Origin of the sequence: Mycolicibacterium wolinskyi str. Jessa 2025 (genome assembly GCF_049241375.1) — a bacterium.
Classification (GTDB): Bacteria; Actinomycetota; Actinomycetes; order Mycobacteriales; family Mycobacteriaceae; genus Mycobacterium; species Mycobacterium wolinskyi.
Map to the genome: position 1 here is coordinate 4,264,623 of NZ_CP185960.1, position 26,805 is coordinate 4,291,427.

The 26,805-nt window shown below is 65.2% G+C and carries 28 protein-coding genes and 4 tRNA genes; 21 read left to right on the forward strand and 11 right to left on the reverse strand.

The window, feature by feature from the left end; genetic code table 11:
* Positions 1-17 precede the first annotated feature (17 nt).
* The gene (locus tag ACOI2T_RS20915) at positions 18-722 is read left to right on the forward strand and encodes a TVP38/TMEM64 family protein (protein WP_409505572.1); all 705 of its coding nucleotides are present in this window, start codon (positions 18-20) and stop codon (positions 720-722) included.
* A gap of 3 nt (positions 723-725) precedes the next feature.
* Here ACOI2T_RS20915 and ACOI2T_RS20920 read toward each other — a convergent pair whose 3' ends face one another.
* Positions 726-3,104 (reverse strand): Tex family protein, encoded by a 2,379-nt coding sequence (locus tag ACOI2T_RS20920; RefSeq protein WP_409505571.1) that lies wholly within the window; start codon positions 3,102-3,104, stop codon positions 726-728.
* A 194-nt stretch (positions 3,105-3,298) separates the two neighbouring features.
* Positions 3,299-3,370: transfer RNA gene (locus ACOI2T_RS20925), tRNA-Val, on the reverse strand.
* Between the two features lie 554 nt (positions 3,371-3,924).
* Between ACOI2T_RS20925 and ACOI2T_RS20930 the strand changes: the two genes are divergently transcribed.
* The 7 genes from ACOI2T_RS20930 to ACOI2T_RS20960 all read left to right on the forward strand — a co-directional run bounded on the left by ACOI2T_RS20930 (position 3,925) and on the right by ACOI2T_RS20960 (position 6,115).
* Positions 3,925-3,997, forward strand: a tRNA-Gly gene (locus tag ACOI2T_RS20930).
* Between the two features lie 28 nt (positions 3,998-4,025).
* A tRNA-Cys gene (locus ACOI2T_RS20935) sits at positions 4,026-4,099 on the forward strand.
* 14 nt (positions 4,100-4,113) lie between these two features.
* A tRNA-Val gene (locus ACOI2T_RS20940) sits at positions 4,114-4,188 on the forward strand.
* 243 nt (positions 4,189-4,431) lie between these two features.
* The gene (locus ACOI2T_RS20945) at positions 4,432-4,590 is read left to right on the forward strand and encodes a hypothetical protein (protein ID WP_409503406.1); all 159 of its coding nucleotides are present in this window, start codon (positions 4,432-4,434) and stop codon (positions 4,588-4,590) included.
* Between the two features lie 309 nt (positions 4,591-4,899).
* Positions 4,900-5,175, forward strand: coding sequence for a hypothetical protein (locus ACOI2T_RS20950; protein WP_409503407.1), 276 nt, complete (start codon positions 4,900-4,902; stop codon positions 5,173-5,175).
* 209 nt (positions 5,176-5,384) lie between these two features.
* Positions 5,385-5,612, forward strand: coding sequence for a hypothetical protein (locus ACOI2T_RS20955; protein ID WP_409503408.1), 228 nt, complete (start codon positions 5,385-5,387; stop codon positions 5,610-5,612).
* An 8-nt stretch (positions 5,613-5,620) separates the two neighbouring features.
* Positions 5,621-6,115, forward strand: a complete 495-nt coding sequence (locus ACOI2T_RS20960) for a hypothetical protein (RefSeq protein WP_409503409.1) — start codon at positions 5,621-5,623, stop codon at positions 6,113-6,115.
* A 23-nt stretch (positions 6,116-6,138) separates the two neighbouring features.
* Here ACOI2T_RS20960 and ACOI2T_RS20965 read toward each other — a convergent pair whose 3' ends face one another.
* Together ACOI2T_RS20965 and ACOI2T_RS20970 are read right to left on the reverse strand one after the other, a co-directional pair.
* A complete protein-coding gene (locus ACOI2T_RS20965) occupies positions 6,139-6,276 on the reverse strand; it encodes a hypothetical protein (protein ID WP_409503410.1) in 138 nt (45 codons plus the stop codon).
* Entirely contained in the window at positions 6,269-6,862 is a 594-nt protein-coding gene (locus tag ACOI2T_RS20970) for a hypothetical protein (RefSeq protein ID WP_409503411.1), read from the reverse strand. The genes ACOI2T_RS20965 and ACOI2T_RS20970 overlap by 8 nt, the downstream gene beginning before the upstream one ends.
* A gap of 411 nt (positions 6,863-7,273) precedes the next feature.
* Here ACOI2T_RS20970 and ACOI2T_RS20975 point away from each other — a divergent pair, with 411 nt between their 5' ends.
* Entirely contained in the window at positions 7,274-8,260 is a 987-nt protein-coding gene (locus ACOI2T_RS20975; RefSeq protein ID WP_409503412.1) for a hypothetical protein, read from the forward strand.
* A 331-nt stretch (positions 8,261-8,591) separates the two neighbouring features.
* Here ACOI2T_RS20975 and ACOI2T_RS20980 read toward each other — a convergent pair whose 3' ends face one another.
* On the reverse strand, positions 8,592-8,972 hold the full coding sequence (locus ACOI2T_RS20980) for a hypothetical protein (RefSeq protein ID WP_409503413.1): 381 nt from the start codon (positions 8,970-8,972) through the stop codon (positions 8,592-8,594).
* A gap of 92 nt (positions 8,973-9,064) precedes the next feature.
* Entirely contained in the window at positions 9,065-9,253 is a 189-nt protein-coding gene (locus ACOI2T_RS20985; protein ID WP_409503414.1) for an HNH endonuclease, read from the reverse strand.
* Between the two features lie 538 nt (positions 9,254-9,791).
* On the opposite strand from ACOI2T_RS20985, the gene ACOI2T_RS20990 reads away from it, so the two are divergent.
* Both ACOI2T_RS20990 and ACOI2T_RS20995 read left to right on the forward strand, forming a co-directional pair.
* Positions 9,792-10,166 (forward strand): hypothetical protein, encoded by a 375-nt coding sequence (locus ACOI2T_RS20990; protein WP_409503415.1) that lies wholly within the window; start codon positions 9,792-9,794, stop codon positions 10,164-10,166.
* Positions 10,167-10,176: 10 nt separating this feature from the next.
* Entirely contained in the window at positions 10,177-10,647 is a 471-nt protein-coding gene (locus tag ACOI2T_RS20995) for a hypothetical protein (RefSeq protein WP_409503416.1), read from the forward strand.
* A 157-nt stretch (positions 10,648-10,804) separates the two neighbouring features.
* Here the strand turns inward: ACOI2T_RS20995 and ACOI2T_RS21000 are convergent, their stop codons facing one another.
* Positions 10,805-12,007 (reverse strand): YbfB/YjiJ family MFS transporter, encoded by a 1,203-nt coding sequence (locus ACOI2T_RS21000; protein ID WP_421874217.1) that lies wholly within the window; start codon positions 12,005-12,007, stop codon positions 10,805-10,807.
* A 323-nt stretch (positions 12,008-12,330) separates the two neighbouring features.
* Here ACOI2T_RS21000 and ACOI2T_RS21005 point away from each other — a divergent pair, with 323 nt between their 5' ends.
* The 5 genes from ACOI2T_RS21005 (at position 12,331) to ACOI2T_RS21025 (ending at position 17,642) form a co-directional block, all read left to right on the forward strand.
* The gene (locus ACOI2T_RS21005) at positions 12,331-12,720 is read left to right on the forward strand and encodes a RidA family protein (protein ID WP_409503418.1); all 390 of its coding nucleotides are present in this window, start codon (positions 12,331-12,333) and stop codon (positions 12,718-12,720) included.
* 28 nt (positions 12,721-12,748) lie between these two features.
* The gene (locus ACOI2T_RS21010; protein ID WP_409503419.1) at positions 12,749-14,386 is read left to right on the forward strand and encodes an amidohydrolase; all 1,638 of its coding nucleotides are present in this window, start codon (positions 12,749-12,751) and stop codon (positions 14,384-14,386) included.
* Entirely contained in the window at positions 14,383-15,765 is a 1,383-nt protein-coding gene (locus ACOI2T_RS21015) for an amidase (RefSeq protein ID WP_409503420.1), read from the forward strand. The genes ACOI2T_RS21010 and ACOI2T_RS21015 overlap by 4 nt, the downstream gene beginning before the upstream one ends.
* Before the next feature lie 62 nt (positions 15,766-15,827).
* On the forward strand, positions 15,828-16,889 hold the full coding sequence (locus ACOI2T_RS21020) for an urea transporter (protein WP_409503421.1): 1,062 nt from the start codon (positions 15,828-15,830) through the stop codon (positions 16,887-16,889).
* Positions 16,890-17,003: 114 nt separating this feature from the next.
* Positions 17,004-17,642, forward strand: coding sequence for a helix-turn-helix domain-containing protein (locus ACOI2T_RS21025; protein ID WP_409503422.1), 639 nt, complete (start codon positions 17,004-17,006; stop codon positions 17,640-17,642).
* Between the two features lie 25 nt (positions 17,643-17,667).
* Here the strand turns inward: ACOI2T_RS21025 and ACOI2T_RS21030 are convergent, their stop codons facing one another.
* Positions 17,668-18,849, reverse strand: coding sequence for a cytochrome P450 (locus tag ACOI2T_RS21030; RefSeq protein WP_409503423.1), 1,182 nt, complete (start codon positions 18,847-18,849; stop codon positions 17,668-17,670).
* The gene (locus tag ACOI2T_RS21035) at positions 18,836-20,254 is read right to left on the reverse strand and encodes an ABC1 kinase family protein (RefSeq protein WP_409503424.1); all 1,419 of its coding nucleotides are present in this window, start codon (positions 20,252-20,254) and stop codon (positions 18,836-18,838) included. The genes ACOI2T_RS21030 and ACOI2T_RS21035 overlap by 14 nt, the downstream gene beginning before the upstream one ends.
* Before the next feature lie 65 nt (positions 20,255-20,319).
* On the opposite strand from ACOI2T_RS21035, the gene ACOI2T_RS21040 reads away from it, so the two are divergent.
* The 4 genes from ACOI2T_RS21040 to ACOI2T_RS21055 all read left to right on the forward strand — a co-directional run bounded on the left by ACOI2T_RS21040 (position 20,320) and on the right by ACOI2T_RS21055 (position 23,977).
* Positions 20,320-20,910 carry a TetR/AcrR family transcriptional regulator gene (locus ACOI2T_RS21040; protein WP_409503425.1) on the forward strand — a complete coding sequence of 197 codons (591 nt, stop codon included), beginning with the start codon at positions 20,320-20,322 and terminating at the stop codon, positions 20,908-20,910.
* A gap of 107 nt (positions 20,911-21,017) precedes the next feature.
* Entirely contained in the window at positions 21,018-21,584 is a 567-nt protein-coding gene (locus tag ACOI2T_RS21045) for a TetR/AcrR family transcriptional regulator (protein WP_067851456.1), read from the forward strand.
* Between the two features lie 92 nt (positions 21,585-21,676).
* Positions 21,677-22,330 (forward strand): biliverdin-producing heme oxygenase, encoded by a 654-nt coding sequence (locus ACOI2T_RS21050; RefSeq protein WP_409503426.1) that lies wholly within the window; start codon positions 21,677-21,679, stop codon positions 22,328-22,330.
* A 114-nt stretch (positions 22,331-22,444) separates the two neighbouring features.
* Positions 22,445-23,977, forward strand: coding sequence for a PPE family protein (locus tag ACOI2T_RS21055; RefSeq protein ID WP_409503427.1), 1,533 nt, complete (start codon positions 22,445-22,447; stop codon positions 23,975-23,977).
* Here ACOI2T_RS21055 and ACOI2T_RS21060 read toward each other — a convergent pair.
* Positions 23,974-24,729, reverse strand: coding sequence for a hypothetical protein (locus ACOI2T_RS21060; RefSeq protein ID WP_409503428.1), 756 nt, complete (start codon positions 24,727-24,729; stop codon positions 23,974-23,976). The genes ACOI2T_RS21055 and ACOI2T_RS21060 overlap by 4 nt on opposite strands.
* 158 nt (positions 24,730-24,887) lie before the next feature.
* Here ACOI2T_RS21060 and ACOI2T_RS21065 point away from each other — a divergent pair, with 158 nt between their 5' ends.
* Positions 24,888-25,706 carry a hypothetical protein gene (locus tag ACOI2T_RS21065; RefSeq protein WP_409503429.1) on the forward strand — a complete coding sequence of 273 codons (819 nt, stop codon included), beginning with the start codon at positions 24,888-24,890 and terminating at the stop codon, positions 25,704-25,706.
* Here the strand turns inward: ACOI2T_RS21065 and ACOI2T_RS21070 are convergent.
* Positions 25,703-26,758: a 3-deoxy-7-phosphoheptulonate synthase gene (locus tag ACOI2T_RS21070; RefSeq protein ID WP_409503430.1), complete on the reverse strand. Its 1,056-nt coding sequence runs from the start codon at positions 26,756-26,758 to the stop codon at positions 25,703-25,705. The genes ACOI2T_RS21065 and ACOI2T_RS21070 overlap by 4 nt on opposite strands.
* Positions 26,759-26,805: the final 47 nt, after the last annotated feature.

Genomic DNA, 26,805 nt, shown 5'->3' on the forward strand with positions numbered 1-26,805 from the left:
GAAGAATCGTCGGCAGCATGTCTGACACCGACGAATCCGCGCCCATCGACCGACGGCGCCACATCCTGCGCCTGGCGGCGTTCGCGGCGTTTCTGCTCGGCCTGTTCTACCTGGTTGCCGTGGCGCGAGTGGTCGATGTCGACGACGTTCGCGCCACGGTTGCGGCGACCGGCCCGGTCGCACCGCTGACCTACGTTTTCGTGTCGGCCGTCCTGGGCGCACTGTTCGTGCCGGGCCCGATCTTGGCGGCGGGCAGCGGTGTGCTGTTCGGACCGGTTCTCGGCACGTTTGTGACGTTGGGCGCGACGGTGGGCACGGCGGTGATCGCGAGCCTCATCGGCAGGCGGGCCGGCCGTGACAGCGCGCGGGCACTGCTCGGGGCCGAGCGGGCCGACCGTCTCGACCGCCAGATCGAACGGGGCGGGCTGTGGGCCGTCGTCGGGCAGCGCTTCGTTCCCGGCATCTCCGATGCGCTGGCGTCCTACACGTTCGGCGCGTTCGGGGTTCCGTTGTGGCAGATGGCCGTCGGCGCGTTCATCGGCTCCGTACCGCGGGCGTTCGTCTATACCGCGCTCGGCGCGTCGATCGGCGACCTGTCAGCCCCGCTGGCCTACACCGCCATCGGAGTGTGGTGCGTCACCGCGATCATCGGGGCCTTCGCCGCGCACCGTGGCTACCGGTCGTGGCGCAACCGCGACCACACTCCGGAACCCACGCCGTAGCCGCTACTTGCCGAAACCGGCGTTGCGCAGCGCCTCGGCCATCGAGCCCATCGGCTTGTTCGACTCCCGGCGGCCGGAATTGTTGCCGCGGTTCTGGTTACGCCGGTCCCCGCGGCCCTGGTTGCCGCCGCCGTCGCGCCGGGGCTGACCGCCACGGTCGTTGCGGTCCGGGCGCTTGCCCTGGCCGCGTTCCGGGGTGTCGTTGAGCCGCAGGCTCAGCCCGATCCGTTGGCGGTCCACATCGACGTCGACGACCTTGACCTTGACCACCTGGCCGGACTTCACGATCTCGTGCGGATCGGACACGAAACGATCGGCCATCGCCGAGACGTGCACGAGGCCGTCCTGGTGCACACCGACGTCGACGAAGGCGCCGAAGGCCGCGACGTTGGTCACGACGCCTTCGAGCACCATGCCGACCTTGAGGTCGGCGACTTTCTCCACGCCCGCCGCGAAGGTCGCGGTCGAGAACGCGGGACGCGGGTCACGTCCCGGCTTCTCGAGCTCAGCCAAGATGTCGGTGACGGTCGGGATGCCGAACCGGTCGTCGGCGAACTCGGCAGGCTTGAGCGACCGCAGGGTTCGCTCGTCGCCGATGAGTTCGGCGAGGCTGACATTCGAGCGGTCGAGGATTCGCCGCACCACCGGATAGGACTCCGGGTGCACACCCGATGCATCGAGCGGGTCCTCGCCGTCGCGGATCCGCAGGAAGCCTGCGCACTGCTCGAATGCCTTGGGGCCCAAACGTGGAACGTCGAGCAGCGCCTTGCGGCTGCGGAACGCGCCGGTCTTCTCGCGGTGCGCGACGATGGCTTCGGCGAGCGATTCGGTCACGCCGGACACCCGCGAGAGCAGCGGCACCGAAGCGGTGTTGAGATCGACGCCCACCGCGTTCACAGCATCCTCGACGACGGCGTCGAGGCTGCGGGCGAGCGAGCCCGGCGTCACGTCGTGCTGGTACTGGCCGACGCCGATCGACTTCGGGTCGATCTTCACGAGCTCGGCCAGCGGATCCTGCAGGCGGCGCGCGATCGAGACCGCGCCGCGCAGCGTGACGTCGAGTGACGGCAGCTCACGGGCCGCGTACTCCGATGCCGAGTACACCGACGCGCCGGCCTCGCTGACCATGGCCTTGACCGGGGCGTTGGCACCGGCGGCCCGAATGTCGGAGATGAGTTCGGCGGCCAGGGCGTCGGTCTCACGCGAGGCCGTGCCGTTGCCGACCGCGATCAGTTCGACGTTGTGGCGGGCGACGAGCGCGGCGAGCGTGGCCTTCGCCTGATCCCATTGCTTCTGCGGCTGGTGCGGGAAGATCGCGCACGTGTCGACGACCTTGCCGGTGGCGTCGACGACGGCCACCTTGACCCCGGTGCGGAAGCCCGGGTCCAGCCCGAGGGTGGTGCGGGTGCCCGCCGGCGCGGCCAGCAGCAGGTCTTTGAGGTTGCGGGCGAACACCGCGACGGCGTCCTCCTCGGCGCGCTGCCGCAGGCGGATACGCGCGTCGACGGAGGCCGAGATCATGAGCTTGGCGCGCCACGCCAACCGCACGGTGGTGGCCAGCCACGGCGTCGCCGGGGCGTTCTTGGTCATGTCGATGCCCAGCGACTGGGCGATCATCGCCTGGTACGTCTCGTCGTCGCCGCCGTCGAAGGTCAGCGACAGCGCCTCTTCCTTCTCGCCGCGCAGAACCGCCAGCACGCGGTGCGACGGCATGTTCTCCAGCGGCTCGGAGAATTCGAAATAGTCGCGGAACTTCTGGGCGGCAGGGCTTTTCGCTGCCTCGTCGGATGCCGGCGCCGTGCGCAGCGAACCGTCGGCCCAGAACTTCTCGCGGGTGGCGCCCACGAGTTCGGCATCCTCGGAGGCCCGTTCGATGATGATGTGACGTGCGCCCTCCAGCGCCGCGGCGGCATCGGCGACGTTCTCGTTGAGAAACTCGCCGGCGACCTCATCGGGTACCAGCGTCGGGTCGGCCAGCAGGCGCTCGGCCAGCGGCTCAAGCCCGTTCTCCTTGGCGATCTGGGCCTTGGTGCGCCGCTTGGGCTTGTAGGGCAGGTAGATATCTTCGACCCGGGCCTTGGTGTCGGCGGCCAGCAGCGCGGCCTTGAGCTCGTCGGTGAGCTTGCCCTGCTCCTCGATCGAAGCCAGCACGGCCTCACGCCGCTGATCGAGCTCACGCAGGTAAGTCAGGCGCTCCTCCAGGGTGCGCAGCTGACCATCGTCGAGGCTGCCCGTGACCTCCTTGCGGTACCGCGCGATGAACGGCACGGTCGAACCCTCGTCGAGCAACTGGACGGCCGCCGCGACCTGACGCTCCCCCACGGCGAGTTCCTCGGCCAGGCGGGCGGTAACGGATCTGACGACGGGCAAGCTCTGAGTCACGTCGGAGGACCCTACCGAATCCGGCCGACAACGCTCCGTCAGGAAGCGCTGTGTGTCGTTGGCTTGGCTTCGTCGTCTTCAGGCGAGTTTTCGAGGCGGCATACGACTTTGAAGTGCGATATCACATGCGATATCGCACTGCATGAAACGAGGGATCACACCTGCCGAGTGGCAGGTGATCGAGGCGAACTGAGTGGTCCCGGCTGGGTTCGAACCAGCGACCTTCCGCGTGTGAGGCGGACGCTCTCCCACTGAGCTACGAGACCGGGGAACGACGTCGAAGACTAGCACGCTTGACCGGCGCGGCCAGAATCGATATCCGCGAGGCCATGTCATACGGTTTGCCAAGCACGAACGTCGCCGCGCATCGAAGACCCGCCGAAATGGCGTTTCTCATACTCGCCTCGCCCTTCATCGGTTGCTCCCCCGCTCGTGTTGGGGTGCCACAGCTCGACCGATCCGACGGGCCGCGCCCCCAGTGGCAGTCAGGGCCCGGCGCCCGACATCGGCCGAACGCCACAACGACGAACTCCCGGCCTTCACGCCGCCGCCCGTGGGTTGCATCCTCGGCGCCAGCGAGCCGTCGCGTACGGCGACCCACGGACGGCCGGAGCACTGCGGTGCGAAACCTCCGCTTCCGGGATCGCCGGCCGGGACTCGGTGACGGGCCGTGGTTTTGCGAATTCCCGCGATGGGTACGACCGGTTCTGAAACACTGATTTTGGGCGCTCGTTCCCCGCCCGTAATGGGGATTTGTGTCTGCACGCCTCAGTGGACTAGTGTTCTGCTTCGCGACGGGCGACGATCTCGCTCGTGGCGCGCGGATGTAGCGCAGTTGGTAGCGCATCACCTTGCCAAGGTGAGGGTCGCGGGTTCGAATCCCGTCATCCGCTCGAAGGTGCGAAAGGCATCAACCCCCGCGGTGGAGTGGCCGAGTGGTGAGGCAACGGCCTGCAAAGCCGTGCACACGGGTTCGATTCCCGTCTCCACCTCCAAAAAGTTTCGACCAGCGCGATTAGCTCAGCGGGAGAGCGCTTCCCTGACACGGAAGAGGTCACTGGTTCAATCCCAGTATCGCGCACCACGTTCTACCAGCGGTTTCAGGTCCGCAATCTGGGCGGCGTGCCAAATCGTCGAAGGCGTCTCGGTGTCACACCCACCGAGGAGAGTGCACGCCATGACCGCCACCACATCAATCACCGCGCCAGACATTCTTGCCCCTCAGCGCTGACTTCGGCGATATCTGGGAGACCGCCAAAGACGGACTACCGATCCGTGTTGTGTCCGCACCCAGTTGCGGCGTGACAGATCACGAACTAGTCCTCTGGTGCGACGCGCAACAGCCGGCGACGGACGGATCATTGACCCTCATGTCCGAATCGACATCGACTGGGCCGATGAAGGCGGGCTCAACAGTGACCAGGCGCGCGAGCTCGCCGCCCTGCTCTTGGAGTCCGCAGCACTGATCGACGGTTGGGTGCAGTGATGAGCAATCAGCCTGCCAACGACACAACGGCTTTCGACGACATTATTGCCGCGTGGGACCGTCGCATTCCATGCCAGCGCACACAAAATCGGGAGCAGCCTGCAAGCGACCAGCGACCCTGTTGCTCAACATTCACGGCTGTGAACGAATCACCACATGCACTCATCACTACCGGGCATATTCGGCTGCGTGTGAAGCACGGGAGAAGCGTTGGAGGGTCCAGGAATGCACGCACTGCACGTTCCGTAGTAGCTGGCAAGACGCACACACGGCGGTGCGGCTATGAGGCGTCCAGATGGGTTGTCACCATTGGCCGCTGAAAAGCAGAGGGCTCTGGCGCAGATCGGCTCCATGTTCGCGTATCTGCCCGACGACGCCGACGCGGCCGAGCGCCTGCGCCCATGGCTAACCACTCAACTTAAACAGTTCCTCGGTGCACTCACGTACGGGAATCTGGAGATGCCCGAGCTTATGGGCGTGGTCGCCGTGCTTGCGCCGCCCTTTAGCCGCGTCGTCGGCCGTTCCAGCACCGCCCAGCAGCCATTCGCAAAGCTTCGGCTTGTCCGGGAAGAGCCCGACCTATGAGCCCCGACCAGTTGCTTGGCCTTGTGCGCGAAGACTTTATGTGCGAGGTCGACTTCTACCGACAACCTGTGTTTCGACGATGTCAGCGCTGCCGAACTCGTCGCGCATCCGAGCCGCCACCGGATGGCCACCCGGAGCGACCAGATTCAGATAGGCCGGTCCTCAGTCTTATTTCGGCGAATCATCGTGCAAAGGAGGTGGTGTGAGCGATGTCCGATCTGAACGTCGACCAGATGCTTGGTTTGGCCCGCAGCAGCGTCGAGGATGAGGCCAAGAAGCTCATCAGCATGGTCAGGTTTTCCGACCTCACAACCCATGAGGTGATCGCACTCGCCGCGGCGCTGCGGCCCGCGTACGAGCGAGTCATGGATGACCGCCGGCCCCCGGGTAGGGTGCTCAAGCTAGTGCCGCTAGTGCCGGCGGAACCTGGCAGATGATGGTCGGCGTGGACGAACGCGCGATCACCACCCACCACGAAGCTGGGCATGCCGTGGCCGCGTCTATGCGCGGCGGCAGTGAACCTGTTTCGGTCACCATCGAGCCCACTGACGGACACCTTGGGTATACGCGATGGTGTGGCAAACCGTGCGACAACGCATTCATCACCTTCGCAGGGCCGTGGGCCGAAGCCCGTGCACAGTGGCCTCTGCCAATCCTTGACGGTGAGGATACCGACGGAGCCACGTTCGCTGATTACATCGCCGCCGCGTGGCTTCGCAATCGTGACGGTGACGCTGCCGACTATCAACGCGCGACTCAAGTTGACCGAGAACTCCTGGGCGATCACTACGACGAGGTTGCCCGGGAGAGCATCTGGCAGCTACAACTGGAGCGGCAATGGTCGGCCATCCAGGCCCAAGGCTGTCGAGCTACTAACGCGGCGAACTGTGTGATGGCATCACACAGTTCAGGACGATTCTGCGCAGAAATCGCGCATTAGCCAGTTGCGATTCGTGGGCCGCGTCAGGCGCGGTTGGGCGTTCGCGCCTTCTTGTCTACGGGCTCCGGCCCCTTACCTTGCGGCTTACCGGCGCTGATGTTCGGGATCACGGCGTCTGTCCGCTTGCGGATCTCGTATTCCCGCTGTGTCTTATCACTCAACTCGGTCACCTCCTGACCCAACATCAACTTTGTCAGTGCCGCTGCAATCGTCGTAGATTGCCGTCCCTGGCGGGACGATCTGGTCTACATAGTCGTATAACCACCTATTTTGGCATAGAAATCCGGAGCCCTCCCAGCACAGCTGGGCCCGAATCCTCACGATCGTCGGTTCGCGACCCAAATTGAGCAGCAGGTCATCGAAAACCCGCTCGCTGGGCTCGATGAACGCATGGTTGGTGAGAATCGTGAAGGCTCGGGCCTGGTCCTGGCCCTCCAACTTTTTCACGGGATCCCACCGAATATCGGCCCACCACTCATCCGACGTCCGGTGCTCTGCGGTCGTCTGCGACTCGGCCGGAAAGTCGATCTCTACTCCGGTCTCGGATGGTACGAGCTCTAGCTTGGATGCACCGATATTGGTGACACCTATCCGCACCTGGAGGACGTGGCCAACGCTGTCGAGAATATGCCACTGGGCTTTAACCTCAATCGCAGATCGTGGGTTGTAGATGCGGCCGCGAACGTACCGGCGATATGCCCAAATTCCGCCCACGATCACGGCCACTGCCGTGATGATGCTCGACACGCCACCTGTTAAGTGGCTGAAAGTTTCGCCATGCTCGCAGAAGAAGCGTCCGAGTCCCTCCGTTGGGCACTTCGACGGCTCTGGAGCGGGAAGTAGCCTGTCCCAAGTTTCCGGTGGGATCGAGATGTCGACCGTTGCCGGCAAGTCAGGTGGTGGCGGGGAAAGTGAGACGACGACGTTCGGGTCCCGCGGTGGGATTGTTGGTGACGGTGGGCTCGGCGTCGGCGACATAGTTGAGCATTATCGACCCTCAGCCGCGCCGGGGGACGTCGGCGTCGCGGCTTTTTCCTCCAGCCTTGCGCGATAGCTGGAGCGGTCTGTTTCGGGGAAACCGCCCACCGCTGATTGCCATCACCGCTAGGCTGCACCGCAAACAAAATCGACACGCTAGTCGGGGGGCGACAGGCAAACATGTCGGGTTACAAAGAAGTGCCAACATTCATCCGTGATCAAATTCGCGGCAGCGCATCGACCAACTTCAGAGTGGGAAAGAGCCGAGACTACTCCCGCGCCGACATCGGGTCCGGAGCGCTCAACCACCTCGGCGTCACTTGGGACCACCACGGCTTGAAATGCCCCAGTGAGCCGGTGATCCCGCCACCCGGACAAGGCCGCTGGTCCAAGTACAACGTCGAAGGCCGAGCCGTCATTCGCAGAGACCTGCCAAAGGTTGAAAAGACCGTAAGCGCCTGGAGCACACCGAATTTCGGTGACCCGAATAGGGGTTACCACACCTACTACAGCGTGCGGAAGGTGTATCAGCGGGAAACGTGGTACAACCAACGATTTGCGATCGACATCGCTGCTGGGGAGCCCACCTCCGACCGGGTGCGCCTGGGCTTCTTCGTGGACCGAGTGTTCGACCGCGACGACCTAGCCGAACGAGACTTACTGATGGCCTGCTCGCTACTCAGGGAAAACGTCGGCGGCCACGTCTCAATTGTCCCGACCGACATCCCCGCCGCCGACTGGCTACGCCAGCAGAAGATCGACTGGGAATTCCTGCCCGTCGGGGAACGGGAACCGCTGACCTTCGCTGAAGTCGCCCGACGCCTCCAAATTGACCCGAGCACAACCCGGGCTCGACGAATGTCCGAGCGCTACGATCTCGCGTTCGCGATGAAGCCGAAAAAGGTTGTTGTTGGCGCCGGCGAATTTAGCCGCTACTTCGGCTTCCAATTCCGTGACAACCTGATGGCTTTGGAGTGCCTCGACTACGGCAACGCGCTCTATTTGATGTACGACGATTGGCGGGAACTCAGCCAGCGCACCCGCATTGATCTGCTCGCCGATTCCGGAGCTCGCTATGACCGCGTTATCCACCGCCCTGGCTGGGAAGGCAGGCTCGCGGGACTGCTGCGCGCCAAGGGCCACAACTTTGGAGAACCCAGCGACTAAGCAGGCTCCACAGTGTCGTCCGGGTGGACTGTGAATGCCTTCGCGGCCGCCCGGTGAATCGGATGGTTCCGCGGCAGCGGGATAGACCGCCCTCCGATCAGCGTCGCCGGCACAACCACCGGATCCCCAGCTGCAGCGCTCCCGGAACAGCTTGTCAGCCGCGTCCAGCCCGTCCTCAACCATCCGGTCCCAACGCCGCCGAGACTCATCATCGATCCCCAAGAACAGCCGCGGGTCCGGCTCCGTCGCCCGCTCACACTGCCACCGCAACCCAACCTCATACGACCCCGGCAACACATACCGCTTAGGGCCGGCCGCACCGGCACCCCGCCTAACGCGCGCCACGCCGGAACCTATCTCGCTCCCACCGAACATTCGCCGCCGCGCGTTGCTTCACCGTCGTCTGGTCTTCAGCCGCCGGCAAGTCCGTCTCGATCTGCTTCAACAGCCGCGCCGCGGATTGCTCAAGCAACCGCAGCTCCGTCGAGACCTTGATCTGCAGCTTCGTCTCCCCAGACTCGACCGCCGCCGCGTACGCCTCTTTCAGGTCCGAAATTCGGTCAAAATCGTCCAAAATCAGGTCCAAAACAGCCCGTTCTGAGGCACTCAACTCGACCGTTTCGCCGACCTGCTCACTAGCCTCCTCAAGCTCTTTGCCCAGTTCACGCAGTACGCGCCGGGCGGCGGCTGATCTAGCCGTGATGTCCTCCAATCAAATCGGTGCGTTTATGCATGCGGCCAGCAGATTCAGCAGTGCCTACCGGCCGGCTGCCGACCCCAGGGGGAGGGCTCCCCCACCCCTGTTCATGCGCGTGCTCCTCGTGCTTCGCGTGCGGTCTTGTCGTCGTGGCATGACTTGCATGCGGATTGGAGGTTGTCGAGGTCGTCGGTGCCGCCGTTGGCGACGTTGGCGATGTAGTCGACCTGGGTGGCGGTGACGGTGCACCGGGGCCCTCGGATCTGGCATTGGTGCCGCACCGGACGCGGACCCACCCGCGCCGCCTCTCGCTGACGCGTCCGGCTCCACCGGGCATTCGCAGCCGCCTACTGCTGGCGCGCCTTCGGCGCCTCATCCGGTACCGTCAACTGCGCCACCAACTCCACCACCCGCCGCTCCTGATGACCTACCTCAGCAGCCAGCCGCGCCAACGCCGACACAGACGGTGACTCCCAGCCAACTCCCGGTCATACGCGCGTTGCAGCTGGGCGGCGCGTCGGCATGGCGGACAGCCGACTCCACCACCTCCAGGTCAAACGCAGTCCATTCCCAGCCAGGACCACGCGCCGCCAGATCGGCGTCAAGCGGCGCACGCAGAGCCTGACCGGCGGTGCGCGCCTTCCTCATAACCCCTAATGTAGGCCGCTGCACGTCGCCGAAAGTAGTTGCTAGACAATGGATGTAAATTCTACTGACTACGTTGACAAACGTTGCCAAACAAGTGCACTGACCAGCTCGGACGCGACGACCGGCACGAACCGCGACGGCCAGCAAACCTGGCGGACGTGGGAGAAGTGTTGGCTGAGAAGCTGCGTGCAGCTAACCGGCGGGAAATGGGTCGCACGACTGGGCCCGCTGACATTCCCCGCCAACACCGATTGGAACAGCATTTCTGCCAGAGAGAACAGTGTTGGCGCCGAGCATGATTGGTTCCTGGCCTGCGGCAACTTCGACTACAACTTGACGGGCCAAGTAACCGTCTATCCGCCTACGGAGCCCGGTGGGCAATGGACGTACTCAATGGACACCGACGTGAACATTCGGGACCGGTATAACTGGGACATCGGGAAACAAACGCAGATCATGGGGACGCCCATCACCGACGCACAGTTGGCACGTTTGCACCTCATCGGATACGCGCAGGAGTTCACTATGGTTGGCAGCACCGGGATTCACCGTGAGGGATAGAGCACGACTGGTGACCGGCGTGCTTTTGGTCGCCTTCACGGTCTTGGCCGGATGCACGGGTGCACAGGATCTTCCGACCAGCACGCCGACAACGACCACATCCGCGGAACTGTCGTCGTTAGACGAAGCCCGTGACATCATGGGCTACTTCAACCTGAAGCTGCCTGCTGACGCCCAGAATGTGCAGGTGGTGAAACCGCCGTTGGAACGCTTCCGCGCCAAAGCCCTGGTGAGTTTTGCCGCTCCTCGCGAACAAGTAATCAACGAGACATGCAAGAACGTGAAGACCAAGACATTCGACTCCCCACCTTTGATGGGCGGCTATGACGACGACATCCTGAGTTTTGCAGGTGTCGAAATAGACAGAGCGAGTTACGGTTCCTGCTACCAATACGAAGGTGGCCGCAAGATCGACGTTCTGGTCCCCCGCGCCGAAGGCCGCACAACCTACATCGTGCTCTACCACGTACCGGCCCGCTGAGCGCAGAGAAACCCGTGACTGCCGCCGCCGACAACAGGGGTGCTGATATCACAGCGAGCTTTTCCATCTCGAAACCGTTGCCGCGCAGGCGGCAGCGTTGATGGCCGACTTCATCAAGCACGCCGAGAGGCCGAGACCGTAGCGACCGTCTGAGCATTCACCGGACGCCGTTGGCGCGAGCCCGCCGACGCGTCAGCATTCCGACGGAAGCGAGTATCAGCAGCGCGAACGAACTCCACAGTCCACCTTCGATCCCCCATCTGCTGTCGGCAACCATCCCCGAGACCACCGGCCCGACGGCCTGCCCGAGCGAGAATGCCACCGTGAGCGCGGCGATGGCCGCTGTCCAGACGGAGGCAGGCAGTGTGCGTTTCACGACGACGGTCACTGCAGCAGGGCCGGCCATGAAGGCCATTCCGAATACGGCCGCCGACACAAACGCACCCGCGATGCTCTCAGTGAACAGCACCGGGAGGATGCCCGCCGCGACAACGCCACTCACCACGGCGGGCGCGGCGTGCGTGCTCAACCGATGAATGACCCGGCCCCACACGAACAGGCTCCCGACGATGGACGCAACGCCCAGGAGAACGAAGAACACTGCGATCGCCCTGCCGGACAGCCCGGCTTCCTTGAGAAGGGCGACCACGAAGGTCATATACGTGACGTAACCGGCACCAAAGAGCGCGTACCACAAGAAAAGCCGACCCAATCCCAAGGCCACCGGGCCGATCCTGGCCGGCTGGGCTGCGACGAGTTCACACTGACGGGTGCCGTAGACGGCCAACGGCACCAACACGATTCCGACAGCCCCTAGAATGAGCCAACCCACACGCCAGCCGGCATCGCCCAAGCGAGCGAGCAGAAGCGGGATCACTATGCCACACAACACGATTCCGGCGCCTACACCTGACATGTAGATGCTGACCATGCGCGAGCCCTCCTTGGGCGAAGACACGCGTATCCTCGCGGCAAGCGTGGCACCGACGACAAACACGACAGCTGTCGAATAGCCACCGACGGCTCTGATCACCGTGAGCACAAGGTAATTCGCGGTCAGTCCCGTCAACAAGAGCGTGACCGCACCCAGCGCCATGCCGGCGGCGAAGCTGCGAACCTCGCCGAGTTTGCGGGCGACCAATCCCGTCGTGGCGGCACCGAGTAGGTATCCGGCGGCATTCGAGGTGGTGACTCCCCCGGCCACCGTGAAACTCCAGTCCAGATCGGCGCGCATGGGCGGAAGCAGCAAGGTATAGGCGAACCTGGTGAAGGCAAGCGCGATCACGGGACCCGCGGCCAAGCACAGCGCGGCTGCCACGGGCCGCACGGTGATCCCGGAGCGCCGTTCGGATGTGCGCATCGTCAGCCTGTCCACAGTTCAGTCCCTTCGTCGACGGCCACGCTGCTTCGTTGATAGGTGCGGGCCCTGGCACACAGCCATCGTCGTTTCTTCTTTTGGAGACTATTGCTCGCGCGGTTGGACCGTCAACCTCACCAACACCCCGAGGCGGCAGCGTGCATCCGTCGCGAATCATGCTGAACTGACGGCGCATATCGCCGACAACATGATTGCTTCGACACCAACTGACGGAATCCCCTTGGAACCATCACCACGTTCCAGTATGGTGATTCTCCAATAGAAGAATTCTGAAGTGTCACCAATCGCAGCATCGAGGAGGAGTCATGTCCACCGACCAAATCGCCACTCCGCTGGGGCCATACAGTCACGCCAAGGTAGGGGGCGGGTTGATCTATTGCGCCGGACAGCTCGCGCTCGATCCCGCCACCTCGGAGCCGCTGACGCACCTGAGCGCCAAAGAGCAGACCACGGTCGTGCTCGACAATTTGCGCACCGTGCTGGACGGATTCGGCGCCACGTTCGACGACGTCCTGCGTACCACCGTTTATCTCGCGCGGCTCGATGACTACGCATCGATGAATGAGGCCTACCGCGCGGCGTTCGGACAACTTCGACCCGCCCGCGCCACGATCGAGGTGAGCGCGCTGCTCGGCGGCCTGGCCGTTGAGATCGACGCTGTCGCAGTCGCACCGAAGCACGGCCACAACGCCTGACAGACCGACGACCTTAGGACGAGACATCTTGACGAACAGCTTGCGGCCCTTCATCGTCGCCGCACAGAAAATCACCACTCTCGACGGTCCCGACACGGAGGCGATGGCGATCGTCGGGGACCGCATCCAGGCCACCGGGCGGCTTGCGGATTTGCGCACCGCGCACCCGGATGCCGAGGTCATCGAGATCGCCGACGGCTACATCCTCCCCGGCTTCAACGACGCGCACTGCCATCCTTCGGTCACCGCCGAGACGCGGCTGCGGCTGGACGTGTCCCCCGCCGTCGTGCACAGCATCGATGACTTGATCGCCATCGTCGGCTCACGGGCGCAGACCACACCTGATGGAGAGTGGATCTTCGCGCAGGGCTTCAACCCCAACCGATTGCCGGCCGGTGCACCGCGACTCGACCGAGACATGCTCGATCGGATCTCGGCCACCAAACCGATCACCGTCGTGCTGTTCAACTGGCACATCGCCGTGGTGAACAGTGCTGCGCTGAAACTGCTGGGGGTCGACGAGACGACGCCCGATCCGGTCGGTGGAGAGTACGGCCGTGATGCGGCCGGCCGCTTGGATGGGTGGTTGATCGAGCAGGCCTTCCTGAACCCGTACTGGGCAGGAACCGGACAGCAACCGTTCATCCCGGACCTGGATCAAGAGCAGCTCGTCGCGGCGCTCGTCGAGGAGAACACCTACCTACACTCGCTGGGCATCACGTCGTATTGCGACGCGATCGTCACGCCGCGGATATGGCAGACCTATGCGATTGCCCGGGAAACCGGTCGTCTGACGCCGCGGGTGGGAATGCTGTTGTGGAGCACGTATTTCGAATCGGTGCGGCAGCTCGGATTGCGTTCCGGATTCGGCGACGAACATATGCGCCTTGTCGGGATCAAGGTGATGTACGACGGCGCACTCAGCGGCGGGACATGCCTGTGCAGTGAGCGCTATGCCAGCGGAACCGGCCGCGACAACGGACTGCAACTGGTGGACCGGCAGGCCTTCAACAAGTTGGTCAGCGACGTACACCGTTCGGGGAACCGCATCTGTGTCCACGCCAACGGGGACCGGGCCATCGCCGAGGTGCTCGACGCCATCGAGGCTGCCCGGTCCGAGAGCCCGGAGAGCCCGATCCGCCACCGGATCGAGCACTGCAGCATGGTCGACGACCAACTTCTGAAGCGGCTCACGAAGACCGGCACCATCGCTGTGCCGTTCAGCGGGGCTATCCGCCAACATGCCAGCCACATGGTCAAGTACTACGGGGCCGACCGCACCGCACAGATCCTGCCGCACCGAGCGTTCCTCGACGCCGGGGTCACGATCGGCGGCTCCTCGGACTACCCGACGACGCCCGCGTCCCCACTCGTCGCGCTGGAATCGATGTTGACCCGCGCCTCGGCCACCGACGGCACGATTCACGGTAAGAACCAACGACTTTCGGCTCCTGAAGCCGTCACGGTCTACACGGCCGGTTCCGCTGCTGCCTGCGGCGAACAACACCTGAAGGGGCGGCTGAAACCCGGAATGCTCGCTGACTTCACGGTTCTCGACGCCGACATCATCGACGAACCGAGCGCCGTCGCGACGGCTTCGGTGCGCCAAACCTGGGTCGGGGGCAGGCAAGTCTGGGCCGCATCCGGAGAGGACGTGAATCGATGACCGAAAACGCTCGCGCCGACGAGTTTCTCGAGGTTTCGATCGCCGAACTGCACCAGGCCTACCTGTCGGGTCGCGTGTCGCCGGTTGACATCACCCGAGCCACCTTGGCACGCATCCAAGCAGACAACCGCTTCGGTGCATTCGTGGCCACCGATGCCGAAACGGCCTCAGCTGCTGCCGAGCGATCGGCCACACGGTTCGAGAACGGAGCCCACCGCGGGTTGCTCGACGGCGTACCGATGTCCGTCAAAGACATCATCGCCGTCGACGGGATGCAATGGGAGGCGGGATCGGCGGTCCTGCGCGGTCACCGCGCAACCGAGGACGCACCCGTGGTGCGACAACTGCGACAGGCGGGGGCGGTGATCGTCGGAAAGACCGCGCTGGACGAATTCGCCCTGACCACCACGGGTCCGGTGCGCAACCCCGTCGACGAATCCCTGACCGCCGGCGGTTCCAGTTGCGGTTCGGCGGTTGCGGTCCGGCGCGGCTTGTCCTTCGCCGATATCGCCACCGATACCGGCGGCAGTGTCCGGATCCCGGCGCACTGCTGCCAGGTCGCAGGCCTCAAACCCACCCGGTCGCTCCTGCCGCTCGACGGGGTGGTGCCGCTTGCGCATACGCTCGACCATGTCGGCATCCTCGCCCGCCATGCCGCGGATACAGCGATCGTGCTGGACGCATTGGTGCCGGGGATAGATCTGATCGCCGACGAAGGGTTGCCCCGGCCCGAGCAGATCACGATCGGCGTGCCGACCAATCTGCGATTCTTCGGCCACCACGCCGAGGCCCGGTTTCAGGAATCGGTTGCGGCCCTTGAACATGCGGGGATGCGCCGGGTCGACGTCGAACTACCCGATTTGGATCGAGTGGCAGAAATCCACAGCGTCGTGCTGCTCAGCGAGATGACGTCCTACCACGGGATGCGCTTCGGCAGCGAGGAAGCGCGCTATGGCCCTGGGCTACATGACTTTCTGTGGAACGCAGAGACCGACCAGACCCGGCGCCGCTATCTGCAGGCACAATCGCAGCGAGCGCAGATCACCCGCGACATCGACGCCCAGCTGTCCGGATGCGACGTCCTGGTGCTCCCGACCTTGCTCGTCGACATCCCCGGCGCGACGCAATACGAAATCGACCTCGACGGTGCCCCCACGTTCGCGACTACGGCGATGGTTCGGCTGACGTCGTTGTTCAACCACACCGGTCACCCGGCCCTGGTCGTCTCGCCGAACAAGCTGTCGACGACGGACTTTCGTGGTGTCCAATTGGTTGGCGCACCGTTCGCCGACGTCTTTCTCACGCAGGTCGGCCGGCTGTGCGAAGTGGTTCTCGAACGTGATGGCCGACTTCTGCACGCTCATGCGGAGGATTCGTGATGAGCTCCATCACCGCCCTGCGCAAACGGTCCGTCACGATGGGTTCGGCGTGTACGGGAACGATGCCGGCGCTGACCGCACGACTGGTTCACCATCCCATCATTGGCTGCTGCGACGCCACCCTACGCGGCATCGGTATGACGGGCTTCGCCAACAACCCGCTCAGCGGCTTGCTTTTCACCACAGCCGCATTCACCGTGTCGCCCTGGCTGGCGCTCGCTGTCGGCGTCGGCGGACTGGCAGCGACCTTGTCCGCGCTGGTGCTCGGCATCGCCAGGGACGACATTCGAGCCGGCCTCTATGGTTACAACGGCGCATTGGTCGGCGGTGGCTTCGCCATCTTCCTCTCGACGAACTGGAGCCTCGTCGTCGTCGGCTATATCGTTTGCGGCGCGGCGCTCTCGACGGTGCTCATGGCCGCCTTGATGCACCTGATGGCGAACCATTGGGGATTGCCGCCCGTCGCACTTCCGTTCAATATCCTGGTGATTGGCCTTCTGCTCGCTGCGCAATCGATGAAGGACGGTCCGTTGAGTGCGTCGACGCCCGGCGTCGAGGAAGTCGTGGCGCTGCCCTACGACGCCGATGTGGACACCCGATTCACCACCGCCGTCAGCCACGGCATCGGCCAAGTCCTCTTTGCCCCGCACCTCGCCGCCGCCGCCCTGGTGCTCACGGGCATCGTTCTTTGTTGCTGGCAGAACGCTGTGCTGGCCGTACTCGGCTCAGCGACCGCGACACTCACGGCGATCGCGGTGGGAGTGGACCCGATGCAGATCAGCCTGGGACTGTTCGGCTTGAACGGCTTCTTGACATGTGTCGCCCTCGGAGGAGTGTTCGTTTCGAGGCCTTCGCTCGGCTCAGCACTGTTCGGGATCATCGGCGCGGCCGCCGCAGCCGTGTCCGCGATCGCGCTCAATCGGGTGGCGGCAGAGTTCGGTTTGCCGGGCTCACTCACCCTGGCGTACTGCGGTGTTACCGCGCTGTTGGTCGGCGCCAGGGTGGTCGCTCCACGGATAAGCGGAGTAGCCCATACCGGCAAGCCCGTTCCGGCACAGGCGATCCCGGCCGATGTACCGGCCTCAGCACCTGCACTGGCTTCGGGCATCGAGCGCCGTGACTGAGACCCGGCACTTCCACAGTGTCGGTCAGCGGACACACACCCGGTGCTCCCCGTGCCGCGTGACACGTGCGACCGCTTACTATCCGAGCATGCCCGATCTCCATCCCGAGCACCTATGCCGGCCGGCGAGTGTCGCGCCGACGAGCTGGGCGCGCGAAAAGCGGCGCATCTGATGGACGACGACGTCGCCTTTGGCCAGCAGGTCCGCAAGATGCGCCTCCGCGCTGGTCTGACTCTCGATGCCCTGGCCGCGAAGAGCGGGGTGTCCCGCGCGGCGTTGTCGAAGATCGAACGGTGCGAGAGAACACCCGGCCTGGAGATCGCGGTCAAGATTGCGGACGGACTCGGGACGAGTCTGGGTCAGATGATCGGCAATGCCCAGACAGCGAGCGGCGCAGATGTGGCACGCGGGCCTCAGCCCGGGATCACCGAACGATCCACCGGTGTGCGACGGGAGTCGCTGTTTCCGACTACGCCGGGCGTGGAAATCGTCAGATTCACTTTTCCACCGAAGACGGGTGCCGGTCCGTTTGCGTCGCATGGTCCGACCAGCCAAGAAGTATTCGTCGTGCTGGAAGGCACGATCGCCATCGAAACCGAGAGCGGCACCCTCAATCTCAGCACGAAGGACATTGCCACCATATCCGGGGCGCAGAACCACTCACTGCGCAACGTCGGCGAGAACGACGCAGTGGTCCTGATCTTCATCATCCGACCGGGCGCCGAATCCAGCTCGGAAAGCGCCGCCGATTGACCGACTTCGTCGAGTCCGGGAAAACCTACGCGTCAAACACCATCGGAATGCGCAGTGCCCCGCGGATCGCCGGAGTATCACGCCAGACCGGCGCGCCAACGAGCCTGGGCCGACGGGCGAGGATCTTCGGGAGCGCTGTGCTGATCTCCAGCCGGGCCAAGCTCGCACCGAGACAGTGGTGCGCGCCGTAGCCGAAAGTCAATGGGGCGGGCCCGGTTCGGTCGAGACGAAATTCACCGGGATCGTCGAACACCTGTGGATCGCGGTTGGCGGCGGCCACCACGATGAGTGCCGTCGCCCCCGCCTCGATCGTGACGTCACCGATCTGGGTGCCTTCTGTCGCGGTACGTAGTGCCGCTTGGACGGGGCTGTCAAGGCGCAGTAGCTCGGTCATGACTGCCGGATCGGCAGCGTCGATGTGGTCGGCCAGCCGGGTTCCGTCTGGGCGTTCGGTGAGTAAGCGAATGAGCCCGGCACCCAAGAGGTTTGCCGTGGTTTCGTGTCCGGCGACGGCGATCAGGATCGCGGTGATGACGACGTCCTCGAGTTCGAGATCGGGATCGCCCGCGATGAAGCTCAGGAGGTCGTCGCCGGGATGTTGCCTGCGGTCGGCGGCCAGCGGCAGGAACTCCCCCATCAGTTCGGCGGCCGCGGCCGCTCCGGCCCGGGTCTCGTCGGTGTCGGCCAAGGTGCCGAGCATCCGGATGATCGCCGGTGAGAGCTCGGCGAGCAAGTCCGCGGTGCGGGGATCCAGCGCCAGCCATTCCGCGACGACTCCCATCGGGATCGGCAGCGCGATCTGGGACATGAAGTCGAATTCGGTGTCGGGCGCGGGTTCGTCGATGACCGCGGACGCGATCGCGTCGACCCCTTCGGCGAGCCCGGTGACGAACGTACGCGTGAACACGTCACGTACCGATCCCCGCAGCCTTCGGTGGGTCGCACCGTCGGCGATCAACATGGACCGGCCCGAGAACTGCAGGCTGATCGGATCCATGTTGGCGCGGGCGATCGGGTTCGCCATCGGGTCACTGGTCCACGCCTCGCCACCGAGCACCTGTCGCGCGGTCTCGTACCCGAGGACCAGCCAGCCGTGGGCGACATCGTCCCACACCACGTCACCGCGGCCGCGGCAAGTCTCGTAGAACGGGTACGGGTCCGCGGCATCCCACGGCAGCCGGGCCGTGACCACCTCACTGCTCGTCATGGTGATCCATCCCAAACGGCAAGCCGCGCTGGCGGACCCAGGCAATGTGTTGCTTGCCCAGGTCCGAGACGGGTTCGATCACGCCGTCCATGTCATCGAGCGATGCTCGGGCATAGAACGTCGCTCCCAATGCGGTGAAGATCGAATTCATCGACAGGTTCAGCCGGGAGAAGAACACGAAGTCCGCCGGCACCGACATGCGACGCACGGGATGATCGGTGGCGCGCACATCGAGCAGCGACCGGACCGAACGTTCAGACGCCTCCCGGGTATAGGTGACGGGCTGGGGAATCAGCAACTCGTGCATCAGCGTCGACCACCACTGGTATGCCTCATCGGCGGTCAACGTGGAATCCTCGGCGAGGAACCCGGATTCGGCCATTACGTCGCGCAGATCTTCCTTGCGGCCCTCTACGACGGCGCGGGCCATCCGCAACATCTGCCAGCGACGTTGGCATGGAAGCACTTTCACGCAACCGAAGTCGACGAACCCCACCGTGCCGTCGGTGCGGAACCGATAGTTGCCGGGATGCGGATCGGCATGGAACAGGTTCGAGTGGCGATAGGAACCGGTCAGCATCCGTGAGATGACCTCAGCCCAGCAGTTTTTCAGGTCCTGGTCCGCAGTCAGCGCCTCCGCCCAGTCCATGCCATCCAGGTACGTCATGGTCAGCACCCGGTCGCCCGAGGCCTCCGGTACCACCTCGGGGATCCGGATGTACGGGTGATCGCGGTACAGCTCGCTGAACGCAGTGATGTTGGCGGCCTCGTGCCGATAGTCGAGTTCTTCGGAGATCCGTTCGGTGAGCTCCTGAGACGCCCGGCGCAGATCGGGCATGGATCCCGGGACCGTCGAGTTCATGAAGCGGACGAAGGTGGTCAGCAACTCGGCATTGGCGAGATCGTCGCGAATCGCTTCTGCCACACCCGGATACTGAACCTTGACGGCCACTTCACGCCCGTCGCGCATCGTCGCGCGGTGCACCTGGCCGATGGACGCCGCGGCCATCGGCTCATCGGAAAAGTCGGCGAACACGTCGGCGACAGCGCGGCCCAGTTCGGCCTCGACCACCTCGCGAGCCAACCGGGCATCCATCGGCGGGGCGTCGCCCTGCAACCGGGTCAGCGCCCGTTGGTAGGGCGACAGCTCGCCGAAACCCACCGCGGTCGCGTCGACCATCGACACCATCTGACCGGCCTTCATGAGGACGCCCTTGGAATGCCCGAGCAACTCGGCGTACCGCTCGGCCGTGCGTTCGTGGAAGCGGTCGACGGCGCCGGCATCGCCGGCCTGCTTGCGCAGCGCCGCCACCACGCGCCCTCCGGCAGCGCGAGCGGTGAAGCCCGCCAGCGGCATCGTGCGACGGACCCGCCCCCGGGGAACCGCGCGGTCTGGATCCGCCATCGAGCCTCCCTCACCCTGCTAAAGTGTTCACTTGACGATACTAAGTGAACACTTTGGGGCGGTCAATGACGGAGACGACGACCCGGGACCGCCTGGTGACCGAGGCGATGCGGCTGTTCAGCGAGCAGGGTTACCGGGCGACCAGCGTCGCGCAGATCGAAGCGGCCGCCGGCCTGGCGGCGGGCTCGGGCGCGCTCTATCACCACTTCAAATCCAAGGAATCCCTTCTCGAGGCGGGCATCGACCGCCAGCTGGACCGCAGGCGAGCGATGCATGACATCCGGGCGATGTTCGCCGGACTCGGCGATCTGCGAACCGAGCTGACCCTGCTCGGCAGATACCTGCTCAATGTGATCGATGAGGAGAGCCAGCTCCTGCAGATCGCCGCGCGCACACCATCGGATCGCTCGTCGCGCCTCAACGATGCCTACGCCGCGCTCGTCGACGGGCTCTACACCGAACTCGACGACTGGATCCACGGGTGGGCCGCCGATCTGGAGCCCGCGCAGAGCCGAACCATCGCCACCCTCGGCATCAACGCACTGCTCGGCAAGCGTGCGACGGCCATGTTCTTCCAGGCCGCGGACACCCCGGACGACGAGTACCTCACCGAGTGGACGACCATGCTGGCCGCGCGGATCACGCCGGAGTCGTAAGTGCGTTATCGCAACGAAGACAGGGTTGTCGGGCTGGACCCACGACACGCCCGGGCGGCGTGTCGAACCCACAGCTTCACGGGCTGCGGCCGGCGTTAGAGTCGAGCGTGCCCAGGATCAGCGCCGCATCGGTTGAACAACACCGCGAGCAGGTCCAGCGGCGTGTTTTCGCCGCGTTCGCCACGCTGATGGCCGACCACAGTTTCGACGCCATCACGATGGCCAAGCTCGCCGCCGTGGCCGGTATCGGGCGCACGGCGATCTACCACCACTTCCCCGACAAGGACGCCGTGGTGGTCGCGTTCGCGTCCCATGAGACAAGCCGGTATCTCGAAGGACTTCGGGCCGCGCTGGCCGAGGCCGACAATCCGCGGGAACGCCTGTCGGTCTACATCCGCCACCAGCTCGACGCCGGGCAGCAATTCCACATGGGCATGGGCGTTCACCTCTACGGCGCCCTGTCAGAGGACGCGATGCTGGCGATCCGCGAGCACGTGGTGGTGGTGGAAGAGGTACTCCGGGAGATCTTGACCGAAGGTGTGGCCGCGGGAGAGTTCGTCGTGGAGGACGAGACCGCCACGATGTCGCTGATCCACGCCTGCCTTGCGCCACGGCATCTGCCGGTGGCGGCGATCGAACGATTCGTCCTGCGTGCGTTGGGCGCGAAAAGGTAAACCCCCACGCCGTGCGATGCGGTGCTAGGTTTTCTGACAGATTGTCGGCATCATGTTGACAATCTGTCGTTAAAACTCACCTGGAGCGAAGCATGCCGAGCGCCGTTGTCCCCGAGGCCATCCGATCGTTGTCCGCCGCGATGCGCGAGAACTCACAGGCCGAGCACGACGCCGCCGAGCAGTCTTCGTTCATGTCGGAATTGCTGAGCGGCCGCGTCAACGAACAGGGCTACGTCGACTACCTGGTGCGGTTGCGCGCCATCTACGGCGCACTCGAGGACGCCGTACGCGCCCACCACGCCGACCCCTTGGTTGCCGCCGTCTACGACCCGGCGCTGGAGCGGCTCAGCGCCATCGACGCCGACCTCGACCACTGGGCGCCCGACACCGAACGCGTGGTCGACTCACCTGCAACACGCGAGTATTGCGGCCGAATTGCCGAAAGTTCCTGGGCCGGCTCACTCATCGCCCATCACTACACCCGCTACCTCGGCGACCTCTCGGGCGGACAGGCCATCGGCCGCATACTCGACCGCACGTTCGGCCTGAACGGGGCCGGCCTGAGTTTCTACGATTTCCCGATGCGGCCCAAGCCGTACAAGGACGCCTACCGGGCTCGCCTGGACGGCCTCGCCCTGAGCGCCGGCGAGGCTGAAGCCGTCGTCAATGAGGTCAAGGTCGCGTTCCGGCTGAATCACGCGCTGTTCGACGAACTCGCACACAACCTGTCGACATACCGACGCTGATCTACGTGTGAATTTGCGGAGGAGCCAATTTCTCCGCAAATTTCGGTAAGTTAGCTTACGCTAACCGAACTTTGTTGAGTTGCACTAGCTAAAGCGATGGAGAGGAGACCGGCGATGACCGCCCCGGTGTGGATGGCGCTGCCCCCCGAAGTACATTCCACGCTCCTCAGCAGCGGGCCGGGGCCGGGCCCACTCCTGGCCGCGGCCGGCGCCTGGAATTCACTGAGCGCCGAATATGCCTCCGCGGCAGCCGAACTCAGCACTGTGCTGGGCACGGTTCAAGCCGGGGCGTGGCAGGGTCCGAGCGCCGAGCGATACGCGGCGGCACACGTCCCGTACCTGGCGTGGCTCACGCAGACCAGCGCGGCGAGCGCCGGTGTCGCGGCCCAGATCGAAACCGCGGCAGCGTCTTACAGCGCGGCGCTGGCTGCGATGCCGACCATGGCCGAACTCACGGCCAATCGAGCCACCCTCGGCGTTCTGGTGGCAACCAACTTCTTCGGAATCAACACGATCCCGATCGCGGTCAACGAGGCCGACTACATCCGGATGTGGATTCAGGCCGCGACGACGATGACCGTGTACCAGGCCACCTCGCAAGTGGCTGTGACGTCGGCACCACAGACCACGGTGGCGCCGTTCGTGCTGACCCCCGGTGTCAGCGAAACGGCAACGGCATCAGCCACTTTGATGCAGACGGCCGCACAGGCGCGGGCCACCGAGTCGGGGCTTGCCCTGACCTTCGAGGACCCCATCGAGAAGTGGCTCGCCGAGAACTCCGAGCATTTCCACGGGATGTATGTCCAGCTCAAGGAATTGATCTTGCAGCCGTGGCGGATTCCCCAGATCCTCGCCGAGATCATCGCCGATCCGTCGTTGCTGTTCACCACGTACATCAACGTGTTCTTCCTCGGTGCGTACGCGGCAACCTTCGCCGTGCTGGGCACCCCGCTGTATGCCGCGGTGATCGGCGCGGTGTCTCCGGCCATGCTGGGCCTGCTCGGGCTCATCGGCCTTGCGCAGAACTACAACATACCGATCGACGCGCCGGCCCCCGAGGCGGTCAACCAGCCCGCTGAGCCGGCCCCGGTGGCCGCGCTGCCCGGGCCCTCGTCACCGTCGGTGCCCGCGAGCGCGCCGGCCCCTCCGTCGCCTGCATCGCCCACGGTCGCCACCGCCCCGGCGCCGACCTCGACAGTCACCGGCGTGGAAACCAGTGCGTACGCCGTGGGCGGTGACGGTCCGGGCTTCGGGTTCGGCCCGTCGATGCGAAGCAGCGCAGTCGATGTGGCGCATTCCTCGAACAGCGCCGCCGCGTCCGCGGCAGCGGCGGCGTCGGCGGTCGCTCGCGACAGGTCCAAGAGCCGCAAGCGACGTGGCGCCGACGTCAAGGAACGCGGCTACCGCTACGAGTACCTGAGCATGGACGACGACGGCTCTGCTCCCCCGCCCGAGCGGGCCGCTGCCGCCGCGTCGAGCCGGGGCGCGGGCAATCTCGGATTCACCGGAACCGCAACCAAATCCACCGCCACCAACCCGGCCGGGCTGACGACACTGGCCGAGGATTCGTACGGCAGCGGTACCGCGGTCCCGATGATGCCGGGCACATGGAGCGCCGACACCGACGCACCGTCGGACGACCGCTAAAACCCGTCGAGATAAAGCCGCCCGGGCGGCCCGTCGATCGCCATGACCTCGTCGTAGAAGTACTCCTCGGGGCCGTCCGGCCGATCGATCAGCAGCCGCCACGGCGTGTCGTCCTCACCTTGGTCGATCACCAACCAGCCGCCGTGCGCGTCGGGCCCGAAGATCTCGGTGATCGGGACCACCCATCGGCGGCCGAGCAGGTGCACCGCCTCGGCGTTCATCGCCGCGTCCGCCGTGACGCGGGCCAGCCAATCCCGGACCGCATGCTGCAGGCGGCTCGCGGCGAAAGTAGGCAGGCGTTCGTCGATCAGCAAGGACGTCGTTCTCGGCTGACTGCTTTCCTCCGGCCGCGTGAAACGCGTTCGGTACGCGTGGGCGCCGACGCCGTAGTCCAACGCGCGAGCGTGGGTACGAGACAGCCGTCGTTCCTGGCGGGCCGGTACCCACCACATCCAAAAGCAGCCGACGGACACGAGTATCGCGGCGGTGACCCCGAGCGCGCCGACGAGCAGTGTGGGATGGCCCTTCCACCACGCGAGCAGGGCAAGCAACGCCGTGAAAGCACCGAATCCCACCGTGGCCGGCGGTGACGGCGTCGCGGGATGCAGCAGCACGCGACTGCCGAACACCTCGATATCGCGCCAATTCGGGACCTCCGGTCGCGGCAGCGATGGCACGCCGTGGCGCCGGGAGGCCTCGGCCCACACGTCGCGCGGCCGGCCCGGCCACTCGCGTTCTCGTCTCTTCCTCACCACAGTGCTCACACCTTCGGCCGCATACCTGCAGCGAACTATGTTGAACCTGTGAGCTTTTCGTGAGAATCGCCGGGATTGGGCGGTCGCGGCGTTCCGGTTGCCGCAGCTGCTGGCAAGGTGGGTGGCTCATCCATCGGAAGTGAAGGGAGACGCGTATGACCAGCGAGATCTCTTCCGCGATCGAGAGTCCCGCTTGGGAGGACACCCTGCCGCACTTCTCCGTCAGCGAGAAGGGCAACCGGATCACCGCACCCCCCCTCGACGCTGCGGGAATGTTGGGCTTTTTCGCCGTGGTGACGTTCGTGTTGTGGATACCGTCCGGCGCAGGTGCCGCACTGTTCTTCTACGGTGTGCGGGAGCAGAACCCCCCGGCGGTGTGGCAGTGGGTCGCCACTGTGCTGTACACCTTCCTGCCCGGGTTGCTCATCGGCCTGACCGCCGACGAGGCCCGCGACAGATTCGGGCAGCGAACCACGGCGAATCGGATCGCGGCGATACCCGCGTTCTCCGGGGTCGGCGTCGGCCTGTTGATCGTGGCGCTGTGGGTCGGTGGATTCGATGGCGGGATCATCGCCGTGGCGAGCGTCGTGTGTTGGGCCGGCGCGGCGATCGCCACGACGAGCGCGTGGGCGGGCATCCGCTACACCCGCAGACGTCAGGCGTGGATGGCCTCGATGCGCCAACACGGCATCCGGATACCCGGTGTCCTGCGCGATGTCACCTTTCTCGAGCGCTGGAGTGACAGCCGGCCGCTGTTCACGGTGGTGGTCGAATTCGCCGCCGAATCCGGTGCGCAGCGCGTCACCGCGAACATGGTCACCACCACGAAGCGGGTGCCGCGCCCGGGTACCGCCGTAGTGGTCACCCGGGCGCCGCACGACCCGCACGGCGAGGTGCTCATCGAACTCGACTTCACCAAACCGCCGAAATTCGACCGTAACGCCGCGAAATACGCGCAGCCGAGCGGTACTTAAGGCCGCTTGGCGAGCTCGCGTAACACCAGATCCGTTGTCGCCCAATCCATGCACTTGTCGGTGACCGACTGCCCGTAGGTCAGCGGCCGCGCCTCGGGCGCCTGGGCTCCGCCGACGAGGAAGCTCTCCAGCATCACGCCGCTGACCGGCGCACCGTCGCGCACCATGGCGGCGACCTCAGTGGCGACGACAGCCTGGCGCACGTGGTCCTTGCCCGAATTGGCGTGGCTGCAATCGATCACGACGCGACCGGGCAACCCGGCCTTCGACAGCTTCGCTGCGGCATCGGACACGGATTCGGTGCCGTAGTTGGGCCCGTCGGTCCCGCCGCGCAGAATCACGTGGCAGTCCTCGTTACCCGCCGTACTCACCACGGCGCCGCGCCCGAGATCGTCCATCCCGAAGAAAACATGTTCAGCGGCAGCGGCTTTCACACCGTCCACCGCGACCTGGATGTTGCCGTCGGTGCCGTTCTTGAACCCGACCGGCATCGACAGGCCCGACGCCAGCTGCCGGTGCACCTGGGATTCGGTGGTGCGGGCGCCGATCGCGCCCCACGCCACGGCATCGGCGATGTACTGCGGGCTGGTCGGCTCCAGGAACTCACACCCGACCGGGAGTCCGATATCGATGATGTCGAGCAGCAGTTGGCGGGCGATACGCAGACCGCGGGCCACGTCGAACGTGCCGTCCATGCCCGGATCGTTGATCAGGCCCTTCCAACCGATCGTCGTGCGCGGCTTCTCGAAGTACACCCGCATCACAACCTTGAGCCGGTCCTTGAGCTCGTCGGCGACCTTGACCAGGCGGCTCGCGTACTCCAGCGCCGCGGCCGGGTCATGCACCGAGCACGGCCCCACCACGACCAGCAGTCGGTCGTCGCGTCCGGCCAGGATGTCGGCGATCTCGTCGCGGTCGCGGGCGACCCGTTCGGCGCGCCGGGCGCCCAGCGGGAACTCGGTGAGCACGTCGTGCGGGCTGGGAATGGCGCTGAAGCTGCGGATTCGCCGATCCGACGTCGCGGGCGGGTTGGCGATCTGCGCCAGATTCATGTTCGGGTGCCTTCCTGGTGGTGGGCACCTGGGTGGATGTCCGGCGC

What these genes read in the sequence shown, in the direction of transcription:
- ACOI2T_RS20915 (WP_409505572.1), top strand. Translation starts at nt 18, where the DNA reads ATGTCTGACACCGACGAATCCGCGCCCATCGACCGACGGCGCCACATC.
- ACOI2T_RS20955 (WP_409503408.1), top strand. Translation starts at nt 5,385, where the DNA reads ATGTCCGATCTGAACGTCGACCAGATGCTTGGTTTGGCCCGCAGCAGC.
- ACOI2T_RS20975 (WP_409503412.1), top strand. Translation starts at nt 7,274, where the DNA reads ATGTCGGGTTACAAAGAAGTGCCAACATTCATCCGTGATCAAATTCGC.
- ACOI2T_RS21000 (WP_421874217.1), bottom strand. Translation starts at nt 12,007, where the DNA reads ATGCGCACATCCGAACGGCGCTCCGGGATCACCGTGCGGCCCGTGGCA.
- ACOI2T_RS21005 (WP_409503418.1), top strand. Translation starts at nt 12,331, where the DNA reads ATGTCCACCGACCAAATCGCCACTCCGCTGGGGCCATACAGTCACGCC.
- ACOI2T_RS21015 (WP_409503420.1), top strand. Translation starts at nt 14,383, where the DNA reads ATGACCGAAAACGCTCGCGCCGACGAGTTTCTCGAGGTTTCGATCGCC.
- ACOI2T_RS21020 (WP_409503421.1), top strand. Translation starts at nt 15,828, where the DNA reads ATGCCGGCGCTGACCGCACGACTGGTTCACCATCCCATCATTGGCTGC.
- ACOI2T_RS21025 (WP_409503422.1), top strand. Translation starts at nt 17,004, where the DNA reads ATGCCGGCCGGCGAGTGTCGCGCCGACGAGCTGGGCGCGCGAAAAGCG.
- ACOI2T_RS21030 (WP_409503423.1), bottom strand. Translation starts at nt 18,849, where the DNA reads ATGACGAGCAGTGAGGTGGTCACGGCCCGGCTGCCGTGGGATGCCGCG.
- ACOI2T_RS21035 (WP_409503424.1), bottom strand. Translation starts at nt 20,254, where the DNA reads ATGGCGGATCCAGACCGCGCGGTTCCCCGGGGGCGGGTCCGTCGCACG.
- ACOI2T_RS21040 (WP_409503425.1), top strand. Translation starts at nt 20,320, where the DNA reads ATGACGGAGACGACGACCCGGGACCGCCTGGTGACCGAGGCGATGCGG.
- ACOI2T_RS21050 (WP_409503426.1), top strand. Translation starts at nt 21,677, where the DNA reads ATGCCGAGCGCCGTTGTCCCCGAGGCCATCCGATCGTTGTCCGCCGCG.
- ACOI2T_RS21055 (WP_409503427.1), top strand. Translation starts at nt 22,445, where the DNA reads ATGACCGCCCCGGTGTGGATGGCGCTGCCCCCCGAAGTACATTCCACG.
- ACOI2T_RS21065 (WP_409503429.1), top strand. Translation starts at nt 24,888, where the DNA reads ATGACCAGCGAGATCTCTTCCGCGATCGAGAGTCCCGCTTGGGAGGAC.
- ACOI2T_RS21070 (WP_409503430.1), bottom strand. Translation starts at nt 26,758, where the DNA reads ATGAATCTGGCGCAGATCGCCAACCCGCCCGCGACGTCGGATCGGCGA.